Raw genomic sequence first — 23,648 nt, forward strand, 5'->3', positions numbered from 1 at the left:
TACAAGGACTTTTATGAAACTTTGGCTACCGGGTTTGGCCCTGCTGGCAGTGTGTGGCAGCGTGCAGGCAGAAAACTACCGCATCGTGCAATCGCCTTCGCAAAAACTGGATGTCTGGATCGACAACATCGCCGATAACACGCCAAAAAGCTGGTGTGCGAAGACGCTGCCGCTGCGCATTGTCGCCAGCGGCGATAAAAAACCCTCGGTACTGAATAGCTTTTTACCGCGTCTTGGCGCGCTGCTGGAAAACCAGTGCGGTACGCTGACGCAGGTACGCTGGAAACTGACCGACCCACAAGGCGCGACGCTGGCTGAAGGCACCGCCGATAAAGCCAAAGAGTGGGATCCTGTGGTCACCTCAACCGGTGCGACTACTGCGCCCGCGGCAACCCCGACTTCCGGGCTGGTTGCGCCTACTGGTCGCGCTGAAGATCTGTCGCCGCCCGCCAGCCGTGCGCCGTGGCAGGAGTTCACTTTGCAGGATGGCTGCCATCTGCGCACCTTCTGGCAGGGCGGCGCCGGTACGCCCGCGCTGTTTATTCCCGCTAAAGAAGATGGCAAGTGTGAGAAGGGCGGCTGGCTGAACGGACGCAGCGTGGTGACGCAACTCAGCAACGGTGTGGAAAAGAAAATCACCATGACCTTTGTGCATGGCTTCCCGGTTAGTGGTCTGAACGCCAGTGTGGATGCGGATCGCCTGTTGATCACCACCGTCAACAACGAACGTATGGTGGTCAGCGAAGGCACGCTGGCGCAGAGCTGGATGATCCTACCGTATGTTGACGCCCTGAATGGCTGGCAGGCTAATGGCACCGTGGCGGTGGAAATCTCCCGCGATGTGGCAAATGACCAGGCGCGTTTACAGGCGCGTATTGATGAAGTGCGCAAAGCGTGGACGCCGTGGTTCGAACCGGGTACGCATCTGAATATTTTGCTGATTGACTCGCTGCACCCGCAGCTACGCAACCCGGCGGTTGGCACCTACAAAACGGTTAATTAAGGAGCGGCGATGAACACGTTGTTTCAACAACTGGCGGGCGAATCGTTGCAGGAAAGCCTGTCGCAGCTCGAAAGCCGTATCCGCACGCAGCCGGGCGACGCCGATCTGCGCGCCGCTTTTGCACAACTGTTGTGCCTTGATGGCAACTGGTCGCGCGCGCTGGCGCAGTTAAAAAGCTGGCAGGCGTTAAAACCGCAGGCGCAGCCGACCGTTACGCTGCTGGAACAAGCCATTGAAGGCGAGCGCCAGCGCGCGGAAGTGATGGCAGGGCGCGCGCGTCCGGTTACGCCGGATCAGCAATGGCCGTGGCTGGCGTCCATGGTCAGCGCGCTGGAGCCGGAAACGGCGAATGCCGGTGCACACCGTGAAGCCGCGCTGGAAATGGCCGACGCCAATCCCGGCCAGTTGACGACGCAGGACGGTCAAACCCTGCGCTTTGACTGGCTGATGGATGGCGATTGCCGCTTTGGCCCGGTGTGCGAAGCTATCGTCAATGGCCGTTATTTCTGGCTGCCGTTCAGCGCCATTTCCGCGATGCAGTTCCAGCCCCCGGCCAGCGTCACCGATTTAGTGTGGCGTCACACGCTGGTGCGCTTGCAGGATGGCAGCGAACAGGTGTGCCAGATCCCGGCGCGCTACCCGCTGGATGTCAATGCCGATGACCGCTTTAAACTGTGTCGCGTCACCGAATGGCAGCAGTTGCCAGGCGATGCGCCGCACTATATCGGGCAGGGGCAAAAAGTGTGGCTCAACGATAGCGCCGAATATTCGCTGCTTGACCTTGCCACCGTCAGTTTTAACGTGGAAGCCGCAGATGAGTAACTCTGCGCATGATGAAGAGAGCGACCTGCTGCGTAGCGGCTGGCGCTCGCGGCGCGGGAAAGATACCGTTGGCGCGCGCGATAAAATGCAGCCTTCGCTGCTCGATCGCCTGACGGATGACGCGCCGGATAAAGTGCAGGAGCCGGTGAATAACAATCTGGTTTCGCACTCCGCGCTGCGTCGTCATGTGCTGCGCGATTTGCAGTGGCTTTTCAATACCATTAATAACGAAGCGCAGCAGGATCTCACCGGTTTTGACCAGGTGCGGCGTTCGGTGGTGAACTTTGGCGTGTCGCCGCTGGCGGGCAAGCGTATGTCGGATATCGAATGGCAGGATATCCAGCGCAAACTGACCGACGCGATTTTGCATTTTGAACCGCGCATTCTTCCGCAAGGATTACAGGTGCGCTGCATCTCCGATACCCAATCGCTGGATCTGCATAATGTCTTGTCGATTGAGATCAAAGGCCGCCTGTGGTGCGTGCCTTATCCGCTGGAGTTCTTGTTTCGTACCGATGTGGATCTGGAAAACGGGCATTTCGAGCTGAAAGACGCGGGGTAACGATGGACAGCAAATTACTCGAATATTACAACCGCGAACTGGCCTGGCTGCGCGAAATGGGTCAGGAGTTCGCCGGGCGCTACCCGAAAGTTGCCGGGCGTCTGGGCATGCGCGGCATGGATGTTTCCGACCCGTATGTCGAACGCCTGATGGAAGGTTTTGCCTTTCTGACCTCGCGCGTGCAGTTAAAAATGGATGCCGAATTCCCGCGTTTCTCCCAGCGTTTGCTGGAAATGGTCGCGCCGAATTACCTTGCCCCCACGCCGTCCATGGCGATTGCCGAACTGCAACCGGACAGCGCGAAAGGGGATTTGAGCAACGGTTTTGTGGTGCCACGCGGCACCATGATGGACAGCCAGGTGATGAAAAAGAACGGCGTCACCTGTAGTTACACCACCGCGCATGATGTCACGCTGCTGCCGCTGAAAATCAGCCAGGTGGAGCTGGGCGGCGTACCCGCCGATCTGCCGCTGGCGCAGGTCGGTTTAAGCCAGCGCGGGGCGCAAAGCGCACTGCGTATTCGCCTGAGTTGCGACGGCCCGGTAAATCTCAGCCATCTTGATTTCGACCGTCTTGAGTTCTTCTTAAGCGGCCCGGATATGCAGGCGCTTAAACTCCTCGAACTGGTAATGGGTCACCAGGTCGGGATGCTGTGCCAGGCGAACGGGCAGAAAACCCCGCCGCTGGTGCTGGCCGACGATGCGTTGCGCCAGGAAGGCTTCAGCGCAGACCAGGCTCTGCTGCCGGACGATCTGCGCAACTTTGACGGCTACCGTCTGTTGCAGGAGTACTTTGCTTTCCCGTCGCGTTTCCTGTTTATCAGCCTGCATGGCTTGCGCACAATGCTGGCGCAAAGCGGTGAAGCGAAGTCTTTCGATATCATCATCCTGCTCGACAAAGCCGATGCGCAGCTTGAACGGGTGGTGGATAAAAGCCACCTCGCGCTGCACTGCACGCCGGTGATTAACCTGTTCCCGAAAGTGGCGGAACGCCAGAAGCTGAGTGACAGCCTGCATGAGTACCATCTGGTGGTCGATAACATCCGTCCGCTGGATTACGAGATTTACGCCGTTACTAAAATTCACGCCAGCATTGACGGTCAGCGTGATGAGCAAACTTTTCGCCCGTTCTGGAGTAGCTGGAGCCAGGATGAGGGCAACTACGGCGCTTACTTTTCGCTGCGCCGCGAACAGCGTGCCTTATCGGAACATGCACAGCGTTACGGCACGCGTACCGGTTACATCGGTTCGGAAGTGTTCGCCTCGCTGGTGGATGAACAGCATGCGCCGTGGCGGGAAGAGTTACGCTACATCACCGCCGAAGTGCTGTGCACCAGCCGCGATCTGCCGCTGATGTTGCAGCAGGAGATTGGCCAGTTTGTGTTGCCGGATTCGCTGCCGGTCAAAACCTTACAGCTGCGTAAAGGCCCGACACCACCGCGTCCGGCTCTGGCAGAAGGGTTGAGCACCTGGCGGCTGATCAGCCAGTTGCAGATGAACTACTTAAGCCTGATGGATGGCGAAGACGGCGAAGGCGCTGCGGCGCTGCGCCAGTTGCTGGGGCTTTATACCCGGCTGGCGGAAGCGCCGGTCGCGCGTCAGATTGAAGGCGTGCGCCACTGCGTGCTCGAACCGGTGCATCGCCGCGTGCCTGAACCGGGGCCGATTGTTTTCGCGCGCGGTATTGGCATTACCCTGACGGTCGATGAGCAGGCGTTTTCCGGCTTCAGCCCGTATCTGTTTGGCAGCGTACTGGAGCGCGTTTTCGCCCGTCTGGTCGGCATGAACAGCTTTACCGAATTCACACTTAAGAGCCAGCAGCGCGGGGAAGTAGGTTACTGGCCGCCGCGCATGGGCAAGAGGGCGCTGATATGACCGAAACGCTGAGCAGCGCGCCGGTCATTACGCGCGCCAGTGCGCTGCCGGAGGCGTTCTGGCAAAACGTAATGGCAACGCCGTGGCGCTACGATCTGTTTACGCTGCTGCGCCGTGTTGATGCGCGTGGCGGTGAGCGTTACCCGCTGGGTCGCGCGCCGCTGCCGCGTTTCGAGTCGTTGCGTATTGGGCAAACACCTTCTCTTGGTTTTGCACCGTCGACGCTTTCACGCGTTAGCCAACGCGAAAACTCGTCGCTGTATGACGTCTCGATTCTCAGTTTTGGCCTGTTTGGCCCCAACGGCCCGCTGCCGGTTCACCTGACTGAATATGCCAGCGAACGTATCGCGCACCACCAGGATGACAGCCTGAGCGCCTTCGCCGATCTCTTTCATCACCGCCTGGCGCTGCTGTTTTACCGTGCCTGGGCTGATGCGCAACCGACCGTTTCACTGGATCGTCAGGATAACAAACGTTTTGAGCAGTACATTGCCTCGCTGATCGGCATGGGTCAGCCAGGACAACTGGAAAAAGGCAGCTTAAGCCCGCACGCGCGCTTTGCCCTTGCCGGGCATCTGACCCGTAACGGGCGCGACCCGGAAGGGCTGGCGAAGATCCTGCGCAGCTATTTCAACGTGCCGGTCACCATTGTTGAAAACGTACCGCAGTGGATGCCGCTCAGCGAACGTGAACGCGCGCGCTTACAGGGCGGGCGACACGCGCCGCGCCTCGGGCAATCGGCATTTCTTGGCGAAGCCGTGCGCGATGTGTGCCATAAGTTTCGCATCGAAATTGGCCCGCTTAACGTCGATACCTACCGGCGTTTTATGCCGGGTGAAAAATATGTCGCCGCGCTACGCGACTGGGTGCGCCAGTATCTGGGCATTGAGTACCAGTGGGCGGTGAAAGTGATTTTGCGCAGTGAGGATGTCGCCGGTGCCACGCTTGGCGGGGCCGGGCGTCTGGGTTACAGCGCCTGGCTTGGCGCTCAACCGACGCCACAAGCGCGAGGAGATTTGGTTTTCAGCCCGGAGGGATAACCTCCGTTGTTAGTTTCCTGGTCTGACGTACGCACACATCCTGCATGTCGTATCGCACGACGAGCTGGCTTGTAAGGATGACTGCACACTAATTATGAATAATGGATGAACTCATGTCAGAAATCAGCCGCGCCGTTCTGTTCGGCAAACTCGATACGCTGTTATTTACCTCGCTGGAAAGCGCCACCGCCTTTTGCAAGCTGCGTGGCAACCCGTATGTGGAGCTGGTTCACTGGCTGCATCAACTGATGCAACAGACGGACGGCGATCTGCAGCAGGTTATTCGCCACTTTTCGCTGGATGAAGAGGCGCTGACGCGCGATATCGTCGCGGCGCTGGACAAACTGCCGCGCGGCGCAAGTTCGGTTTCCGACTTGTCAGAACACATTGATACCGCCGTTGAACGCGCGTGGGTATATGGCTCGTTAAAATATGGCGTGACGCGCATTCGTGGCGGTCATCTGCTGGCCGGGATCCTGAAAACCTGGAGCCTGGCAAACGTGCTGAAAGGCATTTCGCCGCAGTTTGAGCGTATCAGCGCCGATGCGTTGCTGGATAACTTCGACGCCATTTTTGCTAACAGCAAAGAGAGCCAGCAGGTCACCGTGGCGCTGAACGATGACGCCGGTGCAGGCGTACCGCAGCAGCAGGGCACGCTGGCGCAGTATGGTCAGGATCTGACTGCGCGTGCGCGCGACGGTAAAATCGACCCGGTAGTGGGACGTGATGAAGAGATCCGCCAGATGGTGGATATTCTGATGCGTCGCCGCCAGAACAACCCGCTGCTCACCGGTGAAGCGGGCGTGGGTAAAACGGCGGTCGTGGAAGGGCTGGCGCTGCGCATAGCGGCAGGTGATGTGCCGGAGCCGCTGGTGGATGTTCAGCTTTGGCTGCTGGATATCGGCATGTTGCAGGCGGGTGCGGGAATGAAGGGCGAGTTTGAAGCGCGTTTACAGTCGCTGATTAACGAAGTGCAATCGAGCCCGACGCCGATCATTCTGTTTATCGACGAAATCCACACGCTAATTGGCGCAGGCGGCCAGCAGGGCACGGGCGATGCCGCCAACCTGCTGAAACCGGCGCTGGCGCGTGGTCAGCTTCGCACCATCGGCGCGACCACCTGGGCGGAATACAAAAAATACATTGAGAAAGATCCGGCGCTGACTCGCCGTTTCCAGACCGTACAGGTCGCCGAACCAGATGAAGAAAAAGCGGTACTGATGCTGCGCAGCACCGTTTCCGCACTGGAAAAACACCATCGCGTGCTGCTGCTGGATGAAGCGGTTGTCGCGGCGGTGAAACTCTCGCACCGCTACATTCCGGCGCGCCAGTTGCCGGATAAAGCTGTTGCGCTGCTCGACACTGCCTGCGCGCGCGTCGCGGTAAGCCAAAGTTCTCCGCCGCCGCAGCTGGAAGATTGCCTGCACCGCATCGCCGCGCTGGACGTGGAAGTTGAGATTGCCAACCGTGAAGCGAAAATGGCGACCGGTGAAAGCGATCGTGTGGAGAAATTGCAGGTCGAGCTGGAAAAACTGGCGCAACAACGTGATGAACTGACGGCGCGCTGGGAGCAGGAGCAGGCGCTGGTAGACGCGATTATTGCGCTGCGCGCGCAGCTGCACACCTCGCCGGAAGAGGCGCTGGTCGATTTACGCGCCACGCTGACGCAACAGCAGGCAGAACTGCGAGCGCTACAGGGCGACGCGCCGCTGCTGTTTACCTCGGTCGATGCTAACGTGGTGGCGGCGGTGGTGTCCGACTGGACCGGCATCCCGCTGGGGCGGATGGTGAAAAACGAAATCGACGCGGTGCTGAAACTCGCCGATACCCTCAACGAACGCGTGATTGGACAGCGCCACGGCCTGGAACTGATTGCCAAACGGGTACAGACTTCGCGTGCGCGCCTGGACGATCCGAATAAACCGGTGGGTGTGTTTATGTTGTGCGGCCCGTCCGGTGTCGGTAAAACCGAAACCGCGCTGGCGCTGGCAGAGTCGCTGTACGGCGGCGAGCAGAACGTTATCACCATCAACATGAGTGAATTCCAGGAAGCGCATATGGTTTCCACGCTGAAAGGCGCGCCTCCAGGCTATGTGGGTTACGGTGAAGGCGGTGTGTTAACCGAAGCGGTGCGCCGCCGTCCTTACAGCGTGGTGCTGCTTGATGAGATCGAAAAAGCCCACCCGGACGTACACGAAATCTTCTTCCAGGTGTTCGATAAAGGCTGGATGGAAGATGGCGAAGGCCGCCATATTGATTTTCGTAACACCATTATTATTCTCACCTCCAACGTCGGGACTGAGCTGATTACCGGCATGTGTGCCGATCCGGAACTGATGCCGGAACCGGACGCCCTGCGCGATGCGCTGCGTCCACCGCTGTTGCAGGTTTTCCCGCCAGCGCTGCTGGGACGTTTGCTGGTGGTCCCGTACTACCCGCTCAGCGACGAGATGCTGGCGATGATTGTGCGCCTGCAGCTTAAACGCATTCAGCGCCGTCTGGCAGACAACCACGGGATTGTGTCGGAAGTGGACGACAGCGTGGTGGCGCAAATCGTTGCCCGCTGTACGGAAGTCGAATCGGGTGGCCGTATGGTGGACGCCATCCTTACTAATACACTGCTGCCGCTGATGAGCCAGCTATTACTCGACGCCAGCGCGCGCGACGAGCAATATAAGCGCTTACGGGTCACGTTTGAGCAGGGTGAGTTTCACTGTCAGTTTGCGGCGTAAAGCCATTATCAAGAGAGTTTTCCAATATGACGGATCACGATAACAACCGGAGTGTACCGAATGCACTGCCACCGGGATATCGCTTCAACGAGTTCGAAATTTTAGAAGTGATCGGCGGCGGTGGTTTTGGCATCGTCTATCGCGCCAAGGATCACCAGCTTGAGCGAACCATCGCGATTAAAGAGTTTATGCCGTCGTCGCTGGCGGTACGTAATGATGACATGACACTGGTGCTGCGCAGCGAGCGCTTCAGTAAAGCATTTACCGCCGGGCTGAACAGTTTTATTCAGGAGGCGCGTCTGCTGGCGCGCTTCAACCACCCGAACCTGCTGCATGTGCTGCGCTTCTGGGTGCAGAACGACACCGCTTACATGGGGACGGTGTTTTACAGCGGTACTACGCTTTCCCGCCTGCGTGAAAAGAACCCGACGCTAATTAATGAAGCGTGGATCCGCCGCATGCTGCCGATGCTGCTGGGTGCTATCAAAACCATTCATGACGAAGGCTACCTGCACCGCGATATCTCACTGGATAACATCCAGATTCAGGATAACGGCTTGCCGGTGTTGCTCGATTTCGGCTCTGCGCGTCGCAGTATTGGCTCGGTTTCCGATGAAACCGAAACCATGCTGCGTCCGGGTTATGCGCCGATTGAACAATACACCGACGACAACGAAAGCGAGCAGGGGCCGTGGACCGATATTTACGCCCTTGGCGCGGTACTGCACACGCTGATTATTGGCTCACCGCCGCCGGTAAGCGTGGTGCGCAGCATCCAGGACACCTATGTTCCGCTGACGCAGCGCGGTTTGCCGGGTTATTCGCATACGCTGTTGCAGGCGGTGGATCGCGCGCTGTCGCTGAAAATGGAAGACCGTCCGCAAACGGTCGATGAATTCGCCGCGCTGATTGAAATGCCGGTCGCCGGGATCGACGACGTCATGAGCGTAAAACAGCCGGGCACCATGCTGGTGCCGGTCGAAGAAACAGCGGAAAAAACCGATGCGCTGAGTAGTGTGAAACGTTACAAAGTGCCGGGGCTGGTGGCGGCGGGCGTTATCGTTGGGGTGATTGCGGGTGCGGCGCTGTTTGGCGGAAGTTCCTCGCCGGACACGGCGGCGACGCAGAATGCCAGCAACAGCGATCAGCAGCAAACCACACAGCAGGCCGCTGAGCCGCCACGCCAGACCGTGCAGGAGACAACTACCGCACCTGCGGCGACGCCGTCGCAAACCACGCAGACACAAAGCCAGACCACTGCGCCTGCGGTGCAAGAGCCGGTTGCGCAGATTTTCGTGCGTATGAACGAGGGTGAAAAACTGACGTTGAACGGCGAAGCGCAGTCTGTTTCTCCGGCCACCAACGGTTTTGCTTCACTGAAGCTGCAACCGGGGCGTTACAACCTGGTATTGCAGGGCAACGGTCAGACCCGCAGCCAGACCATTACTATTGGGCAGCCAGGCACCTGGCTTATCAACCCGCAAGCACAATAGTGGTGGTTCCTCCGGGCTGGCGCCCGGCAGCGCGCGGGAAGCCATTCCCGCGCGCGTCATTTTTCACATTGCATGCTGATGCAATGTCTTCTTGTTGCCATAACAACGCTCGTCTCGCTCGTTATATTAAAAAGACAGAACTATGAATTTATTAACACACAGCAATCAGGGTGGCGGTGAATTTACGTTTGTCGTATCGCGAAGTAATGCAAAAGCTGACGATAAAGTTCACGCCCTCGCTGCCCGAAAAACGCGTGAGCTGGAGATGACGCTCATCGATTTTCATCTTGAATCGTCGGAAATGCTGGAAGTGGACGGTTATCCCGCCGTGGAGCTCTTCTACCAGTTCAAAAATGACAACCACGTTATCTTCCAGCGCCAGACATTAATTTTGCTCGACGATCTCGCCGGAAAAAAAATGGTGAGCTACGTCGGCACCTGCCCTGGCGAATTCAGCGAAGAACATCAAAAGCAATATCAACAAATCATCCAGAGTATTAAATTTCATCGCGCAAAATAGCGCGCAGGTTTTACCGTGCGCTGATTGCCGCTGACAGACACTGAGTAGGGATCTCTCGTTATGCAGAACAGAATCACGGCGACGTTACCCGTCGAGGGTTTACTTTTCTGGAAACTTGCCGGGCGCGAAGCGCTGTCGGAGTCATTTACGCTGGCGCTGACGGTACTGGGCACCGATGCGCGGGCAGACCGCAGCAAGCTGCTGGGGCAATCCGCAACCGTCAATATTCCCACCCAGGGAACGGGTACGCGCTATATCAATGGCAAAATCACCCGCGTGGCGGTGAGCGCCGTGGAACTTTCGGGGACGCGTTACGCGGTGTATCAGCTCACCGTGGAGCCGGATCTGTGGCCGATGAAACGCGACCGTAACCTGCGTATCTTCCAGGGCCAGACTGCGCCGCAGATAGTGAAAACGCTGCTCGGCGAATATCAGGTGAACGTGGAAGATAAGCTGACCGGTAGTTACCGCACCTGGGATTACTGCGTGCAGTACCAGGAATCGAGCCTCGATTTCATCAGCCGTCTGATGGAGCTTGAAGGCATCGCCTACCATTTCCGTCACGAAGCCGACCGCCATGTGCTGGTGCTGACCGACGCAGCGACCGAACATCAGCCCTTCAGCGGCTACGAAACCATTCCCTATCACCAGACGCCGTCCGGCGGCAGCACGGATGAAGAGGGTATCAGCCAGTGGGCGCTGGAGGACAGCGTGACGCCGGGCATTTACAGCCTCGACGATTACGACTTCCGCAAACCAAACGCGTGGCTGTTCCAGGCGCGGCAGAACCCGGCGTCACCGCAGCCGGGCAGCATTGACGTGTACGACTGGCCGGGGCGTTTTGTCGAGCACGGTCACGGGGAGTATTACGCACGTATCCGCCAGGAGCGCTGGCAGGTGGAGCACCAGCAGATTCAGGGCACCGCCACGGCGACTGGCGTCGCACCGGGAAACACCTTCGCGCTGTATAACGCGCCGTTTTTCAGTGATAACGGCGAGTACCTGACCACCGAAGCGAACTACTTTTTCGAGGAAAACCGCTATGCCAGCGGTTCAGACGGGGAAACGGTGCACCGCATCGATTTCACCGTGATTCCGTCGTCGGTGGTGTTCCGCCCGGCGGCGGTGACGGCATGGCCGAAGACCTACGGCCCGCAGACGGCGAAAGTGGTCGGGCCGCAGGGCGAAAGCATCTGGACGGATAAATATGGCCGGGTGAAGGTGAAATTCCACTGGGACCGTCTGGCAAAAGGCGATGACACCAGCTCCTGCTGGGTGCGCGTGTCGAGTGCCTGGGCAGGACAGGGTTTCGGCGGGGTGCAAATCCCGCGCGTGGGCGACGAAGTGGTGATCGACTTTATCAACGGCGACCCGGACCGGCCGATCGTCACCGGACGCGTCTATAACGAAGCGAGTATGCCGCCGTGGTCACTGCCGGACGACTCAACGCGCATGGGCTTTATGACCCGCAGTAAAGACGGTAGCAAAGACAACGCTAGCTACCTGTTTTTTGAGGATCGCGCCGGAAGCGAAGCTGTCGAGTTGCATTCCGAAAAAGATATGAAAGTCTCGGTGGAAAATGACAAGACGGTCAACATTGACGGCAATCGCACGACGACCATTCTGAAAGAGCAGAAAGACGATGTCACCGGCGACGCCTCGTTCCACTATCGTGCGAAGCGCACGACAACCGTTGACGATGCTGAAGTGAAGAAGTTTAATAATGGCGAAAAAATAACTATTACTAATGGCAGGAGATTAGAAATTACAAGTGGTGGCGATGAAAGTAAAATTTCTGATCGTAAAGTTGATTTTATATATGGCCCACGCTCTGCCACTATAGATTCTGGTGATTATTTAACAATCAAAGCAAACGGGCAAGAACAAAATATTGAAGGTAATGTCAGTGTTAATATCAATGGCAACTGGGTGCAAAAAATAACAAATGGTGGTGTACATATATCCTCACCAAATGTAATTACCATCAAAAGTGATACAGAGGTAAATATCGATTCGCCTTATTTCACGAGTAACTCCCATTTACATCAGGAAACATATGCAGCCTCCGCCATTAGCATTAACTTGTCAAACATGGGATTCAATGGTACTAACATTGGCTACAGCATTTTTGAGTATAGTAACAAAAAATTTGACTTAATGAACCCAGTAGTTAGAGCTGAGCTGAAATCTAATGCAGTGATAATGATGAGAAAAATCATGATCCATACGGCCGCATTGTCAACATTTTTTTAATAAACAGGAGCAAGCATGTCTATTGGTGGGAATATAGGGCTATTTATAAGTATTGCAGCGCCATGCTTCCTTATTTATTTGGTATTCCATACAGGGATGGTTCATGATGATTTTAAAAAGAACGGTATAAGGACAGTTGCTAAGATAAATAATATCAAGCAAATATCCACTTCAGGTACGGGTTCGCCAAAATGTGTCTTTACGCTTTCTTTTACTACGCAAGATGGTCAAGATATAAGTCTGGAAAAAACACAGGTCGTTACTGTGTTAGATATGATGCCTCTCGAGCGAGAGCGCAAAGTGGATATTTACTACAAAAAAGAAAATCCTAAAAAAATATGGCTGATACTTGAATCAGAAAGTCGGATAAAGTAATTAAATATATGGCTTAGTCTAGACGTTGTCATCGGCAACGTCTTACTCTTTTATCGTGCTCAGTACACAGCTATGGTAGTTGAGGCAGAAACCAACACTGTCAAAAACAACCAGATGAAAATCATTAAAAATGGATGTGTGCTGAATATTACCTACTGTTGTGTAACTATTTCTAGATTAAGAATTTAAATCCATATATTACAGTTCTTATATAAGGTTAATCGATGTCAGATTCATCAATGTGGTCTATTGTGATTATCGTATTGGTTATAGCCTGGCTTATTTATGGGATTATGAAATCCGGTTATGATGATGACAGATTTAGAGCTAAGGGTATAAAAGTAGAGGCCAAGATTCTTGATAAGAAAAATATCGGCGTATCCGGCACAGGTAATGTTAAATTTAAAGTAAAAGTAGAATTTGAAACAAAATATGGTGTCATTAGAGCACAGGCTAAAAGGTATTTCACACCTGAAGATTTGATCAAGGTAATGAGGAAAAATACTGTGCAACTATTTTATTTACCCGAAAATCCTCAGCAGATTTATTTGGTCCCTCAGGATATGGAATAGCCACCATTGTGAATGGTGACTCGAATCGGCCAGTTGCGAAGATAATCTGGTTGGCTTTTTTTGAAGGTCGGGGGCTGTAAAGCTAACGGTTTTTCAGTGAGTGCGATCGTTTTTGACAGGGAAAAAGATAAATTATATTGTTTTAATTATTTAAACCATGGCGGCTATTGTGTTTGACTCTCCTGTTTTTACCATCTCGATTATTTTTATTGTTTGCATTGGCATCCTTTTGTTCTGTTACCATACAGGTGTTGTCCACGATAAATTTAAAAAAGAAGGCGTTAGAACAGACGCGAAAATTGTAAGTAAGGAGAAAATTGGCGCATCGGGCACGGGAAATACCCGATTTCGCATGGTTGTCGAGTTTTCAACTAAAAATGAAACTGTAACCGTTACAACTAAAAGATACTTTACGCCTGAGGATTTAATAAAAATCATGAGGAACAATACTGTTGTGCTTTACTATCTCCCTCAGGATCCTCAACAAGTACTTCTTATGCCGGGCGAAATGGAATAAGTTAACTGGCTTTTTTGAGTTGTGTATCACAGGTTAAACTATCGAGTTGCATTTCAAAAAAGATTCAAAGTGTTAATAACAACTATAGGGTTTTATAAAAGGTCCAAATGGCGATTTCTTATTTTGTTACTTATCCCTTGCTGGTTGTCTTTTTGGGTATGTTTGTTTTCTTCGTCTATAACATCATCATGGCTGGTAGAGGAGCGGTTAAAATTGACCCGACTGATGCGGGGCAGGCGCAGGGGGAGATTGTTAATATTCGTAGCTCAAGTGGCGAGAATTCCGCTTTTATTAATGTGATCATTCAGGTGCGGTTTATTACCGCCGATCATAAAATCGTTAACACTGAAGGGAAGACGGTTATTGATGCCGTTAAGGTTTCAGAATATCAAAAAGGAACAAAGGTACCACTGACTTACTCAAAGAAAGAACCTAAGAAAATAAAGATTAATATCCCATCCCCACTGGAAAGATAATTCTCTATAAATAAAATGACTATTTCTTATAAGCCTTGAATTTAAGATGATTAAATTTGCATTACGCATTTTTTAAACCGTCAACAAAAAATATAATGAGCATCTCTTACTTCTCCGCTCCCTTTAATAACGTTTTGACATAAATATTGGGCATAATGAGGTAATTTCCATGGGGGTTTTTCTTGGTCTCGCTTTTGTCGTTGGGATAGTTTTCTATATAGGCAGAGAGTGTTATTTAACATACCAGACGGATCAATATGGCAGGCTGCTAAATGCAAAGATATTAAGCATGCATTCAACGGGTTCGGGTGATGGTGGTAGTACAAAGGTTGTCTATGAACTGGCGGTGGATTTCGACGGTGTCGAGCGCATCGTTAAAGGATCACAAACGATCGATACCTTTTATTCATACCAGTTAGAGCCCGGCAAAGAGATACAAATAAAATATCTCGACGATAAAAATATCTTATTTCAGTACCGCAAATAGACTTCATTCAGGAACGTGATGATGGGTATTGAATATTATTCAAAATATTTTATGTATGGCGGCATTGCTGCTTCGGTTATTACCAGTCTGATTTTTTATTTTGTGTTCAGAGCGGAGGGTAAGAAAAAAGCAGATATTGGTGTCTTTCTGACTTGCCATCTTTGGTCAGGAGATATTGTCGAAAGCGAAATTGTTTCCTGCAAAATAACCGGCGATCGGTTTGGTAATGACTTCTTTTATGATATTCGCTTTCACCTGCCGGGCGACAATCAACTCTACACTGCTAAAACACTGGTGAATATTTCTCAGATGCCATTGATTCGACCAGGACTGCGGATCAAAGTGAAGAAAGGAAACGAAGGCCGTTTAGCGGTCATTAAAATCGAGTTCTAGCGAAATAAGGCACTGCCCGTAATGATGGAATTAATGGCTAAATACTCAACGCTCTTTTCCTGGTGTGTATTGGCTCTTTTTCTTTATCTCACCGTTAAAGGCCTGCGCGAACCAACCGGCAACGCAAAACTCATTAAAGATTGTGCTACGCAGCGTGACTGGTATGGCCCGGAAAAAGAGGCCGTACTTGAATCATGGTCGCCACTGAAAACCACCCGCAAAGGGGAATATTTTATTTTCCATTTCACCATAGTTATCGACCGGCAAACACAACATAAAAAAGCAGCGGCGCTGGTGAAAACAAAAGAGATTGATCGATTAAAACAAGGTCTCAAGCTGCGGGTTAAATATCAGGGATTAGCGGCGAAAAGAATTGCCGTCGCTGGCATGATTTTCGATGAAGTTATCAATCAATCACCAGATGTCTCTGGCACTGCTGTTTAATACGTTGCCAGTTTTTACTTCACACATAATTCTATTCATCGTAAGGCGATCTTTCCTGACGTTAAAAAAACGCCAACGATACGCTTAATCTTCCAAAGGATGTTATATGAAGATTATTAAACCGCTGCGGCTGAGCGTGCTTAATCGCCCATTTCGCCTGCAGGGGCAAAATCACCTGGGTGTTTCTGTTCTCGCGCTGCTGGATATGAGCGCACAACCAAAATTACGTCCTGAAGTCGAGTTGTGGCAGCTGGCCGCCAGCGAGTTGCAAACCAGCGGCGGCGTGCTGGACATGGCAATGCCGAAAGCGCGCGCCGAATTCCTCGCTACCGGCTTCGCTTATTCGCACCATCATCAGGATAAAACCGCGTGTGCGGTACGCATTGAAATCGGCGAACTCAGTAAAACCCTGGCCGTTACCGGCGATCGCTACTGGGCCGGTTCACGCCCGACTGCCGCCAAACCGTTTGAACAGATGCGTCTCGACTGGAGCCGCGCTTTCGGGGGCGAAGGTTTTGAGGAAAACCCGCACGGCATCGGTGCCGTGGAAGAAAACCACAACGGCACCCGGTTTCGTCGCCTGCCTAATATTGAACTCTTAAATCAGCGTGTCACGTCTCCGCGCGCAAAACCTGAACCTGCCTGTTTCGGCCCGCTGGATCTTCTCTGGCCTCGCCGCTTTCGCCGGATGGGTAAAAACTACGATGCCCGCTGGTTGCAGCATGATTTCCCCGGTTTCGCGCCCGATATTGACTGGCGGGTATTTAACGCCGCCAGCCCCGATCAGTGGTGGGAAGAGCGGGATGCGTTACCACCGCAGGCCGCATGGCGCATCTGGAATATGCACCCGGAGCAGCATTTGCAGGAAGGCACGCTGCCGCCGTGGCAGGCACGCTGCTTTATGCAGCGCCAGCGCGGCGATGAGATCCTGTTTGAAGAGATAACGCTACGCGCCACTACGGTGTGGTTTTTCCCCCATCTTGAGCAGATGGTGCTTATCTGGCAGGGCAATCAACGCATCAATGAAGACGATGCCGCAGACGTTTTGCAACTGATGCCCGCGCTGGAAAAAACCGGTGCTACCCGCTCGGTCAACCACTATCGCAAAGTGCTCCATCAGCGTCTGGATAAAGAGAAAGGCGCGCTGTTTGCGTTCCGTGAAAAAGACCTGCTACCTGAAGATGTTATCGGCCCGTGGATCGACAGCGAGGTACAGGAAAACCACAGCCCGATGCGCGATAACCAGCAAAACCGCGCCATGCAGCTTCGTGAGCAGCATCGCGCGCGGCTGGAAGCGCAGGGTGCGGACACCGCCGATCTGCTCAAGGAGATGGAGGAACCCGCACTTCCGCAGCTGGAGGATTTGCCTGAGTTTATCGAAGAGATGGAGCGCAAAGCACGGCAAATTCAGGCGCAGGCCGAAACACGCAAGGCAGAGATGGAAGCACGTTTCCCGCAGATGAATGCGCAGGAAAACCAGCCGCGCGGGCCGGAGTCGATGATGCGCATGCAGGATTTACTTGAGCGCAACGCCGACAGCATGAGTGAGAAAAAGCTAAAGCAGAGCCGGGAAGCGCTGCACAAGCTCTATCTGATGTCTGCGGCCGAGCAACCACCTGCCATCAAACTGACTGGCGATATCGCGCTGATTATTCGCCAGCGTGCCGAAAGAACGATGGCGCAAGGCGGGGATTTCAGCGGGCTGGATCTGACCGGCGCGGATTTTTCCGGCATGGATCTTCGTGGCGCCAATTTCCGTCATGCGCTACTGGAGTGTGCCAACCTCAGCCAGTGCCAGCTTGACGGCGCTGATTTCAGCCACGCGATGCTGGCGCGCACGGATTTACAGGGGGCCTCACTTTGCGAATGCGACTTCACCGAAGCGAGCCTCGCGCTGGCGCAGTGCCACCAGACCAATTTCACCGGCGCGCAGTTTAAAGAATCTGAAATGACTGATGCGTTGTTTGACGCGTGTGATTTCAGCCATGCGCGACTGGAAAACCTGTTGCTGCGTAAAACCGGCTTTAGCCAGTGCGTATTCCATCATGCGACGCTGGATAATTGTGTGTTTATGGAACTTACGCTGCCGCAACCTGACTTCAGCGCGGCAACAATGAATAAAAGCAGTTTTATCCAGTGTGAACTGCAAAGCGCCTCGTTTGCCGGAGCGTACCTGGACAGCTGTTCGTGGGTAGAGAGTCGGCTGGAGCAAGCCCTGTTTCGTGACGCCACGCTTATCACCTGCGCGGTGGCATCCGGCGGCACGCTGTGCGGTGCAGATTTCAGCGGCGCGCAGCTTAAGCAGAGCAATTTACGCCAGGCGGTACTGACGGACGCTCATTTCGTTCGTGCGAAGCTCGATAACAGCGATCTCAGCGAGGCGCAATGCGAAGGGGCGGATTTTAGCGGCGCGACGTTAACCGGCAGCCTGTTTATGCGTACTGATTTTCGGCGTGTGCGTTTTACTGACGCCAACTTAATGGGTGCGATGATGCAAAAATGCCGTCTTGAAGGCGCCGATCTCAGTTTCAGCAATCTGTTTCGCGCCGATCTTTCCCAGTCGCTAGCGGACAGCGCCACGAAATTTGAGGGTGCCTATAACAAACGCGTGAAAACTCTGCCGAAGCGCGACGGGGAGGTGATATGAGTCAGTTAAGTGCCGCTGAGCTGCAACAGAAAGTGAAAAGCGGCGAGGCCATTATGGAACTCAACCTTGATGGCTGCGATCTGCGCGGATGTGATTTATCCGGCGGGATTTTTCAGGAGGTATCGCTTGAAGGGGCCAACCTGCAAGGTTGCAATCTGCAGGAGAGCGTCTTTACCGAATGCCAGCTCGCAGGCGCCGTGCTTACTGCGGCACACCTCGAAGAGACCGTGTTTAACCAGTGCGATGTAGCCACGGCGAATTTCAGCAATACCTCGCTGCTGCGTTGCGTATTCAACAAATGCACATTGACCGGCTGCGACTTCTCGCAGTCAGCTTTTGACAGCACACAGTTTATGCGCAGCCCGCTGAATAACAGTCTTTTTACCGGTGCGCGTTTAGAACGCTCGACCCTTTTTGAGTGCCCGCTTGAAGGGGCGAAACTCAATCATTGCCATAACCTGCTGACCACGTACTTCGGTATTGATCTGCGCGATACAGATCTCAGCGGGAGTCAGTTTGAACGGGCGGTATTTTTTAACTGCGACCAGCGCGGCAAAAACTATGCGCAACATCAGTTCACCGGCTGTCAGTTTACCGATAACCAGCTTGATGGCGTTGATTTTAGCGGGGCGCAGCTCACCCAGTGCAATTTCAAAGGCGCATCGCTCAGACAAGCGCGACTGAACAACGTTAATGCCACGCAGGCGCTGTTTATGCAGGCCGATTTGAGCGGCGCGCACGCCCACGGCAGCCTGTTCGATCAGGCGATTTTTGTCGGCGCGACATTACACCAGGCCAGTTTTAAACAGAGCCGTTTTTTCCAGAGCATCCTGCAACACGTTGCGGCCCGGCAGGTCGATTTCACCCTGTGTGATTTTACCTATGCCGATTTCAGCGGCGCGGAGGTGTGCGAAGCCGATTTTCGCGGCGCGGCCTTCTCGCGCAGCCGTTTTCATCGCGCGCGGCAAGAGGGCGCGCGCTTTGCCGATCGCAAAGGCATTCTTGAGTACGACGAAGAGTTACTGGCGGCGGAGGCCTGGACCGCCGAACGCCACAGCCGAATTTACGGAGACCTGCAATGAACAACCTCAATCAACCTTTGGCTCTCGCCACGCTGCCCGGCGGGCAGTTTTCCGCACGCGTCACCCACTGTTTTGACGATGGCAGTCTGATGGTCGAATGCGACGGGCGCGGCTGGCACTGCCGCCGGGCAGTAAGCTGCGTGATTGCGCCGCAGGCGGGCGATACGGTGCTGATAAGCGCGGTCGATAACCAGATGTGGCTACTCGCGGTGCTGGAGCGCGGGAGCGCGGACGCCACCGAACTTAGCGTGCCGGGCGACTTGCGTATCACAAGCCTGGGCGCGTTAACCCTGAGCAGCGATGCGCTCAACGTCAGTGCGGCGAAAGGCGATTGCCATATCAGCGAGATGAACTACAGCGGCGACAAGATTTCCGCGTGGGTTACGCTTTCGCGCATTGTTGGCAAACGCGCGGAATCCGTCTGGCAGACGGTCACGCAGATGAGCCAGCACCTGTTTCGCACCACCCGGCAGACCGAGCATGTTCGCGCCGGACAACTGGATATGAAAGCGGATGATTATCTGCGTATGCACGCACACAACACGGTGATCACCTCGAAAGCGATCACTAAAGTCGATTCTGAACAGATCCATATGGGGTAATTCGATGTTTGCAAACTGCCAGTTGATGGGGGTTGATCTCGCGTTTCCGGATGTCTGCCTGACGCCGATGCCTGCTCCGACGCCGATCCCGTACCCGGATATCGCGCTGGGACCAACCGCGATACCGAACGCGCTCAATATTCTCTTTATGGGCATGCCCGCGCACAATATGGCGACCATTACACCGCTGACTAATGGCGATAACCCGGGCGTGGCGACGGGTGTCGCTTCCGGTACGGTGATGGGGCCATCGCGCCACCTGACCGGTGCATTCACCGTGCTGCTTAAAGGTACACCGGCAACGCGCTTAACCAGCGTCAGCCTGCAAAATTCCACCAATGCCATTGGCATGCGCATTGTGCCAAGCCAGTTCAAAGTCTTAATGCTGGCACCGTAACGGCACACGCAACGCACAGTAATTTTCCACCTAAAAAAACGAACGCACAGGCAACAGCAAGTGCGCTTTCCGGTGATTGATTTTTACGGAATCATGGTTATGGCGAACAGGATCACGGTCAAGCTGCCGGTCGACGGCTTACTTTTCTGGAAACTTGCCGGGCGCGAAGCGCTGTCGGAGTCATTTACGCTGGCGCTGACGGTGCTGGGCACCGATGCGCGGGTCGATCGCAGCAAGCTGCTGGGTCAGTCCGCAACCGTCAATATTCCCACCCAGGGAATGGGTACGCGCTATATCAATGGCAAAATCACCCGCGTGGCGGTGAGCGCCGTGGAGCTTTCGGGGACGCGTTACGCGGTGTATCAGCTCACCGTGGAGCCGGATCTGTGGCCGATGAAACGCGACCGCAACCTGCGTATCTTCCAGGGCCAGACTGCGCCGCAGATTGTGAAAACGCTGCTCGGCGAATATCAGGTGAACGTGGAAGATAAGCTGACCGGCAGCTACCGCACCTGGGATTACTGCGTGCAGTACCAGGAATCGAGCCTCGATTTCATCAGCCGCCTGATGGAGCTTGAAGGCATCGCCTACCATTTTAGCCACGAAGCCGACCGCCATGTGCTGGTGCTGACCGACGCGGCGACCGAACATCAGCCCTTCAGCGGCTACGAAACCATTCCCTATCACCAGACACCGTCCGGCGGCAGCACGGACGAAGAGGGCATCAGCCAGTGGGCGCTGGAGGACAGCGTCACGCCGGGTATTTACAGCCTCGACGATTACGACTTCCGCAAACCGAACGCGTGGCTGTTCCAGGCGCGGCAGAACCCGGCGTCACCGCAGCCGGGCAGCATTGACGTGTACGACTGGCCGGGGCGTTTTGTCGAGCACGGTCACGGGGAGTATTACGCGCGCATCCGCCAGGAGCGCTGGCAGGTGGAGCACCAGCAGATTCAGGGCACCGCCACGGCGACTGGCGTCGCACCGGGAAACACCTTCGCGCTGTATAACGCGCCGTTTTTCAGTGATAACGGCGAGTACCTGACCACCGAAGCGAACTACTTTTTTGAGGAAAACCGCTACGCCAGCGGTTCAGATGGCGAAACGGTACACCGCATCGATTTCACCGTCATTCCGTCGTCGGTGGTGTTCCGCCCGGCGGCGGTGACGGCGTGGCCGAAGACCTACGGTCCGCAGACGGCAAAAGTGGTCGGGCCGCAGGGCGAGAGTATCTGGACGGATAAGTATGGCCGGGTGAAGGTGAAATTCCACTGGGACCGTCTGGCAAAAGGCGATGACACCAGCTCCTGCTGGGTGCGCGTGTCGAGTGCCTGGGCAGGACAGGGTTTCGGCGGGGTGCAAATCCCGCGCGTGGGCGACGAAGTGGTGATCGACTTTATCAACGGCGACCCGGACCGGCCGATTATCACCGGACGCGTCTACAACGAATCCAGCATGCCGCCGTGGGCATTACCTGCGGCTGCCACGCAGATGGGCTTTCTCAGCCGCTCGAAAGATGGCTCGGTCGATAACGCCAACGCCCTGCGCTTTGAAGACAAGGCGGGCGAAGAGCAGGTGTGGATCCAGGCGGAGCGCAACATGGATGTTCACGTCAAAAACGACGCCTCGCGATCGATTGGCAGTAATCACAGCCACTATGTGCGTAAAAATGAGCTGCACCGCGTCGAAACGAATCAGACGCAGGCGGTGAAAGGGCAAACGGAAATCCTCACCGGCAAAGGCAAGCTCGATGCCGTGGTGGAGCAGTTCATTCTGGCTTCCGGGACGCAACTGCGGCTGGTGTCCGGTCACAGCGCCATTGAGCTTAATGCGAACGGCAAAATCAACCTGATTGGTAAATCCTTTAACTTCTTTGTCGAAGAAGATGGGCACATTACCACCGGCGGTAAGTTGCATCTGAATGCTCCCGGAACAAAAGCCCCGACTACCGCGCCAGGGACTGACCATAAAGGGAATATTAACTCCGCGGTACAGGCAAAATTTTCCCCGCAGGGTAACGTGCAACACGCGGCACCTGTGGCAGCGGCTTCGGCGGGGGCGGCCAGGCCGGTTACGAAATACAAAGCACCACCGCCGCTGAAGGGGGATTATGTTTATAAGAATGATCCTGAGAATTCTCAGACTATGCCGTTCAATGAGGATGTGGTTAACCAGATCAATAAATCGCCTACTCTTCAGTCGCAGCTTAAAGAATTGAAAACGAAAGGCTGGGCTATCCAGCCAGGGGCTGCCGGGGAAGGGAGTTTCACCAGCGGCGAGAGCAGGCTTATTGTCATGGATCCTGAGCATATGGTTAATGCTCAGGACACGGTACAAACGCTGGCGCACGAAGCGGGCCATGCGATGTATCCGGTTACGCCGGATTTATCCAGCCGTGAAAATTATATCAATAGCCAACTGATGGACGAGGGGGGCGCGACGTTGAACAACATCAAGATCCAGCGCGAAATACTGGCAAATGGTGGGCTTGATATTGGTGTCGCCGCAGGCAGCGATGCAACGGAAGCGGCCTATAATCAGACGTACAACAAGATGGTTAGCGGTGAAATATCACGGAATAGTGCCATGCAATCCATTGGTAAGATTATCGGTAAAAATGAAATCGCCTCTGGAACCGAACAAAATTATAACGATTATTATGGGAGTCATTATGACCAGTAGGATGGCGATAAATTTCCCGGTGTTATTCCTCCTTTCTCTTTTCACGTTGACGACGCATGCGGAACAAAAAAAAATGAATCATGATTCTCTGTGGCAAATAACAAAAGAATTAAAATCACTGTGGGGCGAAAAAATAGATGCGGTCAGCGCCCTTTTAAACCAGCCGATGATTCCTTATAAACCGACAGCAAAAGATCGTTTTACCTCCGCGCCATTTACCTTAAATGATGGGATAACTATCAGCAACCTGGATGTGCGCCTTAGCCCGAATGGTGGCGGTACCGTTAAGCTGGTCTCGTTTTCCATCAGTGGAGAATGTATTACTCTTGAAGAGGTCCAGGATAATTTCCCGGATGTCACATTGCGCTTTGTCCCCCGCGAAAAATTACCGGGAAGAACGTTTGGTTATCTCACCGCACGCGACAATAAGCAGTTAGCCTGGGGATTTGGTTTCCCGTCGCTGGACCGCAAATGCCTTAGCGAGATTACGATGTCGGATTACGATTTTTGATATTTCATCCTTAAAAATTCCTGTCTCTGTATTTTAAGTCAAGGGATCTGAATAGCGGCGACCGAACATCAGCCCTTCAGCGGCTACGAAATCATTCCCTATCACCAGACGCCGTCCGGCGGCAGAGAGATCTACCGCAGGGGTGAAGTTGCATCCAGTTCAGC

General features: G+C 54.2%; 22 protein-coding genes. All 22 read left to right on the plus strand.

The window, feature by feature from the left end; all coding sequences use genetic code 11:
• Positions 1-13: 13 nt before the first annotated feature.
• The 22 genes from JKP81_RS04270 to JKP81_RS04375 all read left to right on the plus strand — a co-directional run bounded on the left by JKP81_RS04270 (position 14) and on the right by JKP81_RS04375 (position 23,484).
• A complete protein-coding gene (locus JKP81_RS04270; protein WP_200550700.1) occupies positions 14-1,003 on the plus strand; it encodes a hypothetical protein in 990 nt (329 codons plus the stop codon).
• Positions 1,004-1,012: 9 nt separating this feature from the next.
• On the plus strand, positions 1,013-1,825 hold the full coding sequence (locus JKP81_RS04275) for a type VI secretion system accessory protein TagJ (RefSeq protein WP_200550701.1): 813 nt from the start codon (positions 1,013-1,015) through the stop codon (positions 1,823-1,825).
• On the plus strand, positions 1,818-2,387 hold the full coding sequence (gene tssE / locus JKP81_RS04280) for a type VI secretion system baseplate subunit TssE (protein WP_200550702.1): 570 nt from the start codon (positions 1,818-1,820) through the stop codon (positions 2,385-2,387). Before JKP81_RS04275 ends, tssE begins: the two co-directional genes overlap by 8 nt.
• A 2-nt stretch (positions 2,388-2,389) precedes the next feature.
• Positions 2,390-4,261 (plus strand): type VI secretion system baseplate subunit TssF, encoded by a 1,872-nt coding sequence (gene tssF / locus JKP81_RS04285; protein WP_200550703.1) that lies wholly within the window; start codon positions 2,390-2,392, stop codon positions 4,259-4,261.
• Complete coding sequence (gene tssG, locus JKP81_RS04290; protein WP_200550704.1) at positions 4,258-5,301, plus strand: type VI secretion system baseplate subunit TssG; 1,044 nt, start codon at positions 4,258-4,260, stop codon at positions 5,299-5,301. Before tssF ends, tssG begins: the two co-directional genes overlap by 4 nt.
• Positions 5,302-5,414: 113 nt before the next feature.
• Positions 5,415-8,033 (plus strand): type VI secretion system ATPase TssH, encoded by a 2,619-nt coding sequence (gene tssH / locus JKP81_RS04295; RefSeq protein ID WP_200550705.1) that lies wholly within the window; start codon positions 5,415-5,417, stop codon positions 8,031-8,033.
• Positions 8,034-8,059: 26 nt separating this feature from the next.
• Complete coding sequence (locus JKP81_RS04300; protein ID WP_200550706.1) at positions 8,060-9,526, plus strand: serine/threonine-protein kinase; 1,467 nt, start codon at positions 8,060-8,062, stop codon at positions 9,524-9,526.
• Between the two features lie 142 nt (positions 9,527-9,668).
• Positions 9,669-10,046 carry a DcrB-related protein gene (locus tag JKP81_RS04305; RefSeq protein WP_200550707.1) on the plus strand — a complete coding sequence of 126 codons (378 nt, stop codon included), beginning with the start codon at positions 9,669-9,671 and terminating at the stop codon, positions 10,044-10,046.
• Between the two features lie 60 nt (positions 10,047-10,106).
• Positions 10,107-12,299 (plus strand): type VI secretion system Vgr family protein, encoded by a 2,193-nt coding sequence (locus JKP81_RS04310; RefSeq protein WP_234455470.1) that lies wholly within the window; start codon positions 10,107-10,109, stop codon positions 12,297-12,299.
• Positions 12,300-12,314: 15 nt separating this feature from the next.
• Positions 12,315-12,674, plus strand: coding sequence for a hypothetical protein (locus JKP81_RS04315; RefSeq protein WP_200550708.1), 360 nt, complete (start codon positions 12,315-12,317; stop codon positions 12,672-12,674).
• Between the two features lie 224 nt (positions 12,675-12,898).
• Entirely contained in the window at positions 12,899-13,246 is a 348-nt protein-coding gene (locus JKP81_RS04320; RefSeq protein ID WP_200550709.1) for a DUF3592 domain-containing protein, read from the plus strand.
• 157 nt (positions 13,247-13,403) lie between these two features.
• The gene (locus JKP81_RS04325; protein WP_234455471.1) at positions 13,404-13,763 is read left to right on the plus strand and encodes a DUF3592 domain-containing protein; all 360 of its coding nucleotides are present in this window, start codon (positions 13,404-13,406) and stop codon (positions 13,761-13,763) included.
• 107 nt (positions 13,764-13,870) lie between these two features.
• Complete coding sequence (locus JKP81_RS04330) at positions 13,871-14,239, plus strand: DUF3592 domain-containing protein (protein ID WP_200550710.1); 369 nt, start codon at positions 13,871-13,873, stop codon at positions 14,237-14,239.
• Between the two features lie 169 nt (positions 14,240-14,408).
• Positions 14,409-14,726, plus strand: a complete 318-nt coding sequence (locus JKP81_RS04335; RefSeq protein ID WP_200550711.1) for a hypothetical protein — start codon at positions 14,409-14,411, stop codon at positions 14,724-14,726.
• Between the two features lie 18 nt (positions 14,727-14,744).
• The gene (locus JKP81_RS04340; RefSeq protein WP_200550712.1) at positions 14,745-15,119 is read left to right on the plus strand and encodes a hypothetical protein; all 375 of its coding nucleotides are present in this window, start codon (positions 14,745-14,747) and stop codon (positions 15,117-15,119) included.
• Positions 15,120-15,140: 21 nt separating this feature from the next.
• A complete protein-coding gene (locus JKP81_RS04345) occupies positions 15,141-15,563 on the plus strand; it encodes a hypothetical protein (RefSeq protein WP_200550713.1) in 423 nt (140 codons plus the stop codon).
• A 106-nt stretch (positions 15,564-15,669) separates the two neighbouring features.
• The gene (locus tag JKP81_RS04350) at positions 15,670-18,210 is read left to right on the plus strand and encodes a DUF2169 domain-containing protein (RefSeq protein WP_200550714.1); all 2,541 of its coding nucleotides are present in this window, start codon (positions 15,670-15,672) and stop codon (positions 18,208-18,210) included.
• Positions 18,207-19,292, plus strand: coding sequence for a pentapeptide repeat-containing protein (locus JKP81_RS04355; RefSeq protein ID WP_200550715.1), 1,086 nt, complete (start codon positions 18,207-18,209; stop codon positions 19,290-19,292). Before JKP81_RS04350 ends, JKP81_RS04355 begins: the two co-directional genes overlap by 4 nt.
• Complete coding sequence (locus JKP81_RS04360) at positions 19,289-19,894, plus strand: DUF3540 domain-containing protein (RefSeq protein ID WP_200550716.1); 606 nt, start codon at positions 19,289-19,291, stop codon at positions 19,892-19,894. Before JKP81_RS04355 ends, JKP81_RS04360 begins: the two co-directional genes overlap by 4 nt.
• 4 nt (positions 19,895-19,898) lie before the next feature.
• Positions 19,899-20,291, plus strand: coding sequence for a DUF4150 domain-containing protein (locus tag JKP81_RS04365; RefSeq protein ID WP_016495682.1), 393 nt, complete (start codon positions 19,899-19,901; stop codon positions 20,289-20,291).
• A 99-nt stretch (positions 20,292-20,390) separates the two neighbouring features.
• Positions 20,391-22,973 carry a type VI secretion system Vgr family protein gene (locus JKP81_RS04370; protein WP_200550717.1) on the plus strand — a complete coding sequence of 861 codons (2,583 nt, stop codon included), beginning with the start codon at positions 20,391-20,393 and terminating at the stop codon, positions 22,971-22,973.
• Entirely contained in the window at positions 22,963-23,484 is a 522-nt protein-coding gene (locus JKP81_RS04375) for a hypothetical protein (RefSeq protein WP_200550718.1), read from the plus strand. Before JKP81_RS04370 ends, JKP81_RS04375 begins: the two co-directional genes overlap by 11 nt.
• Positions 23,485-23,648: the final 164 nt, after the last annotated feature.

The sequence above is a fragment of the Kosakonia sp. LAM2021 genome (assembly GCF_016620385.1).
GTDB lineage: Bacteria > Pseudomonadota > Gammaproteobacteria > Enterobacterales > Enterobacteriaceae > Kosakonia > Kosakonia sacchari.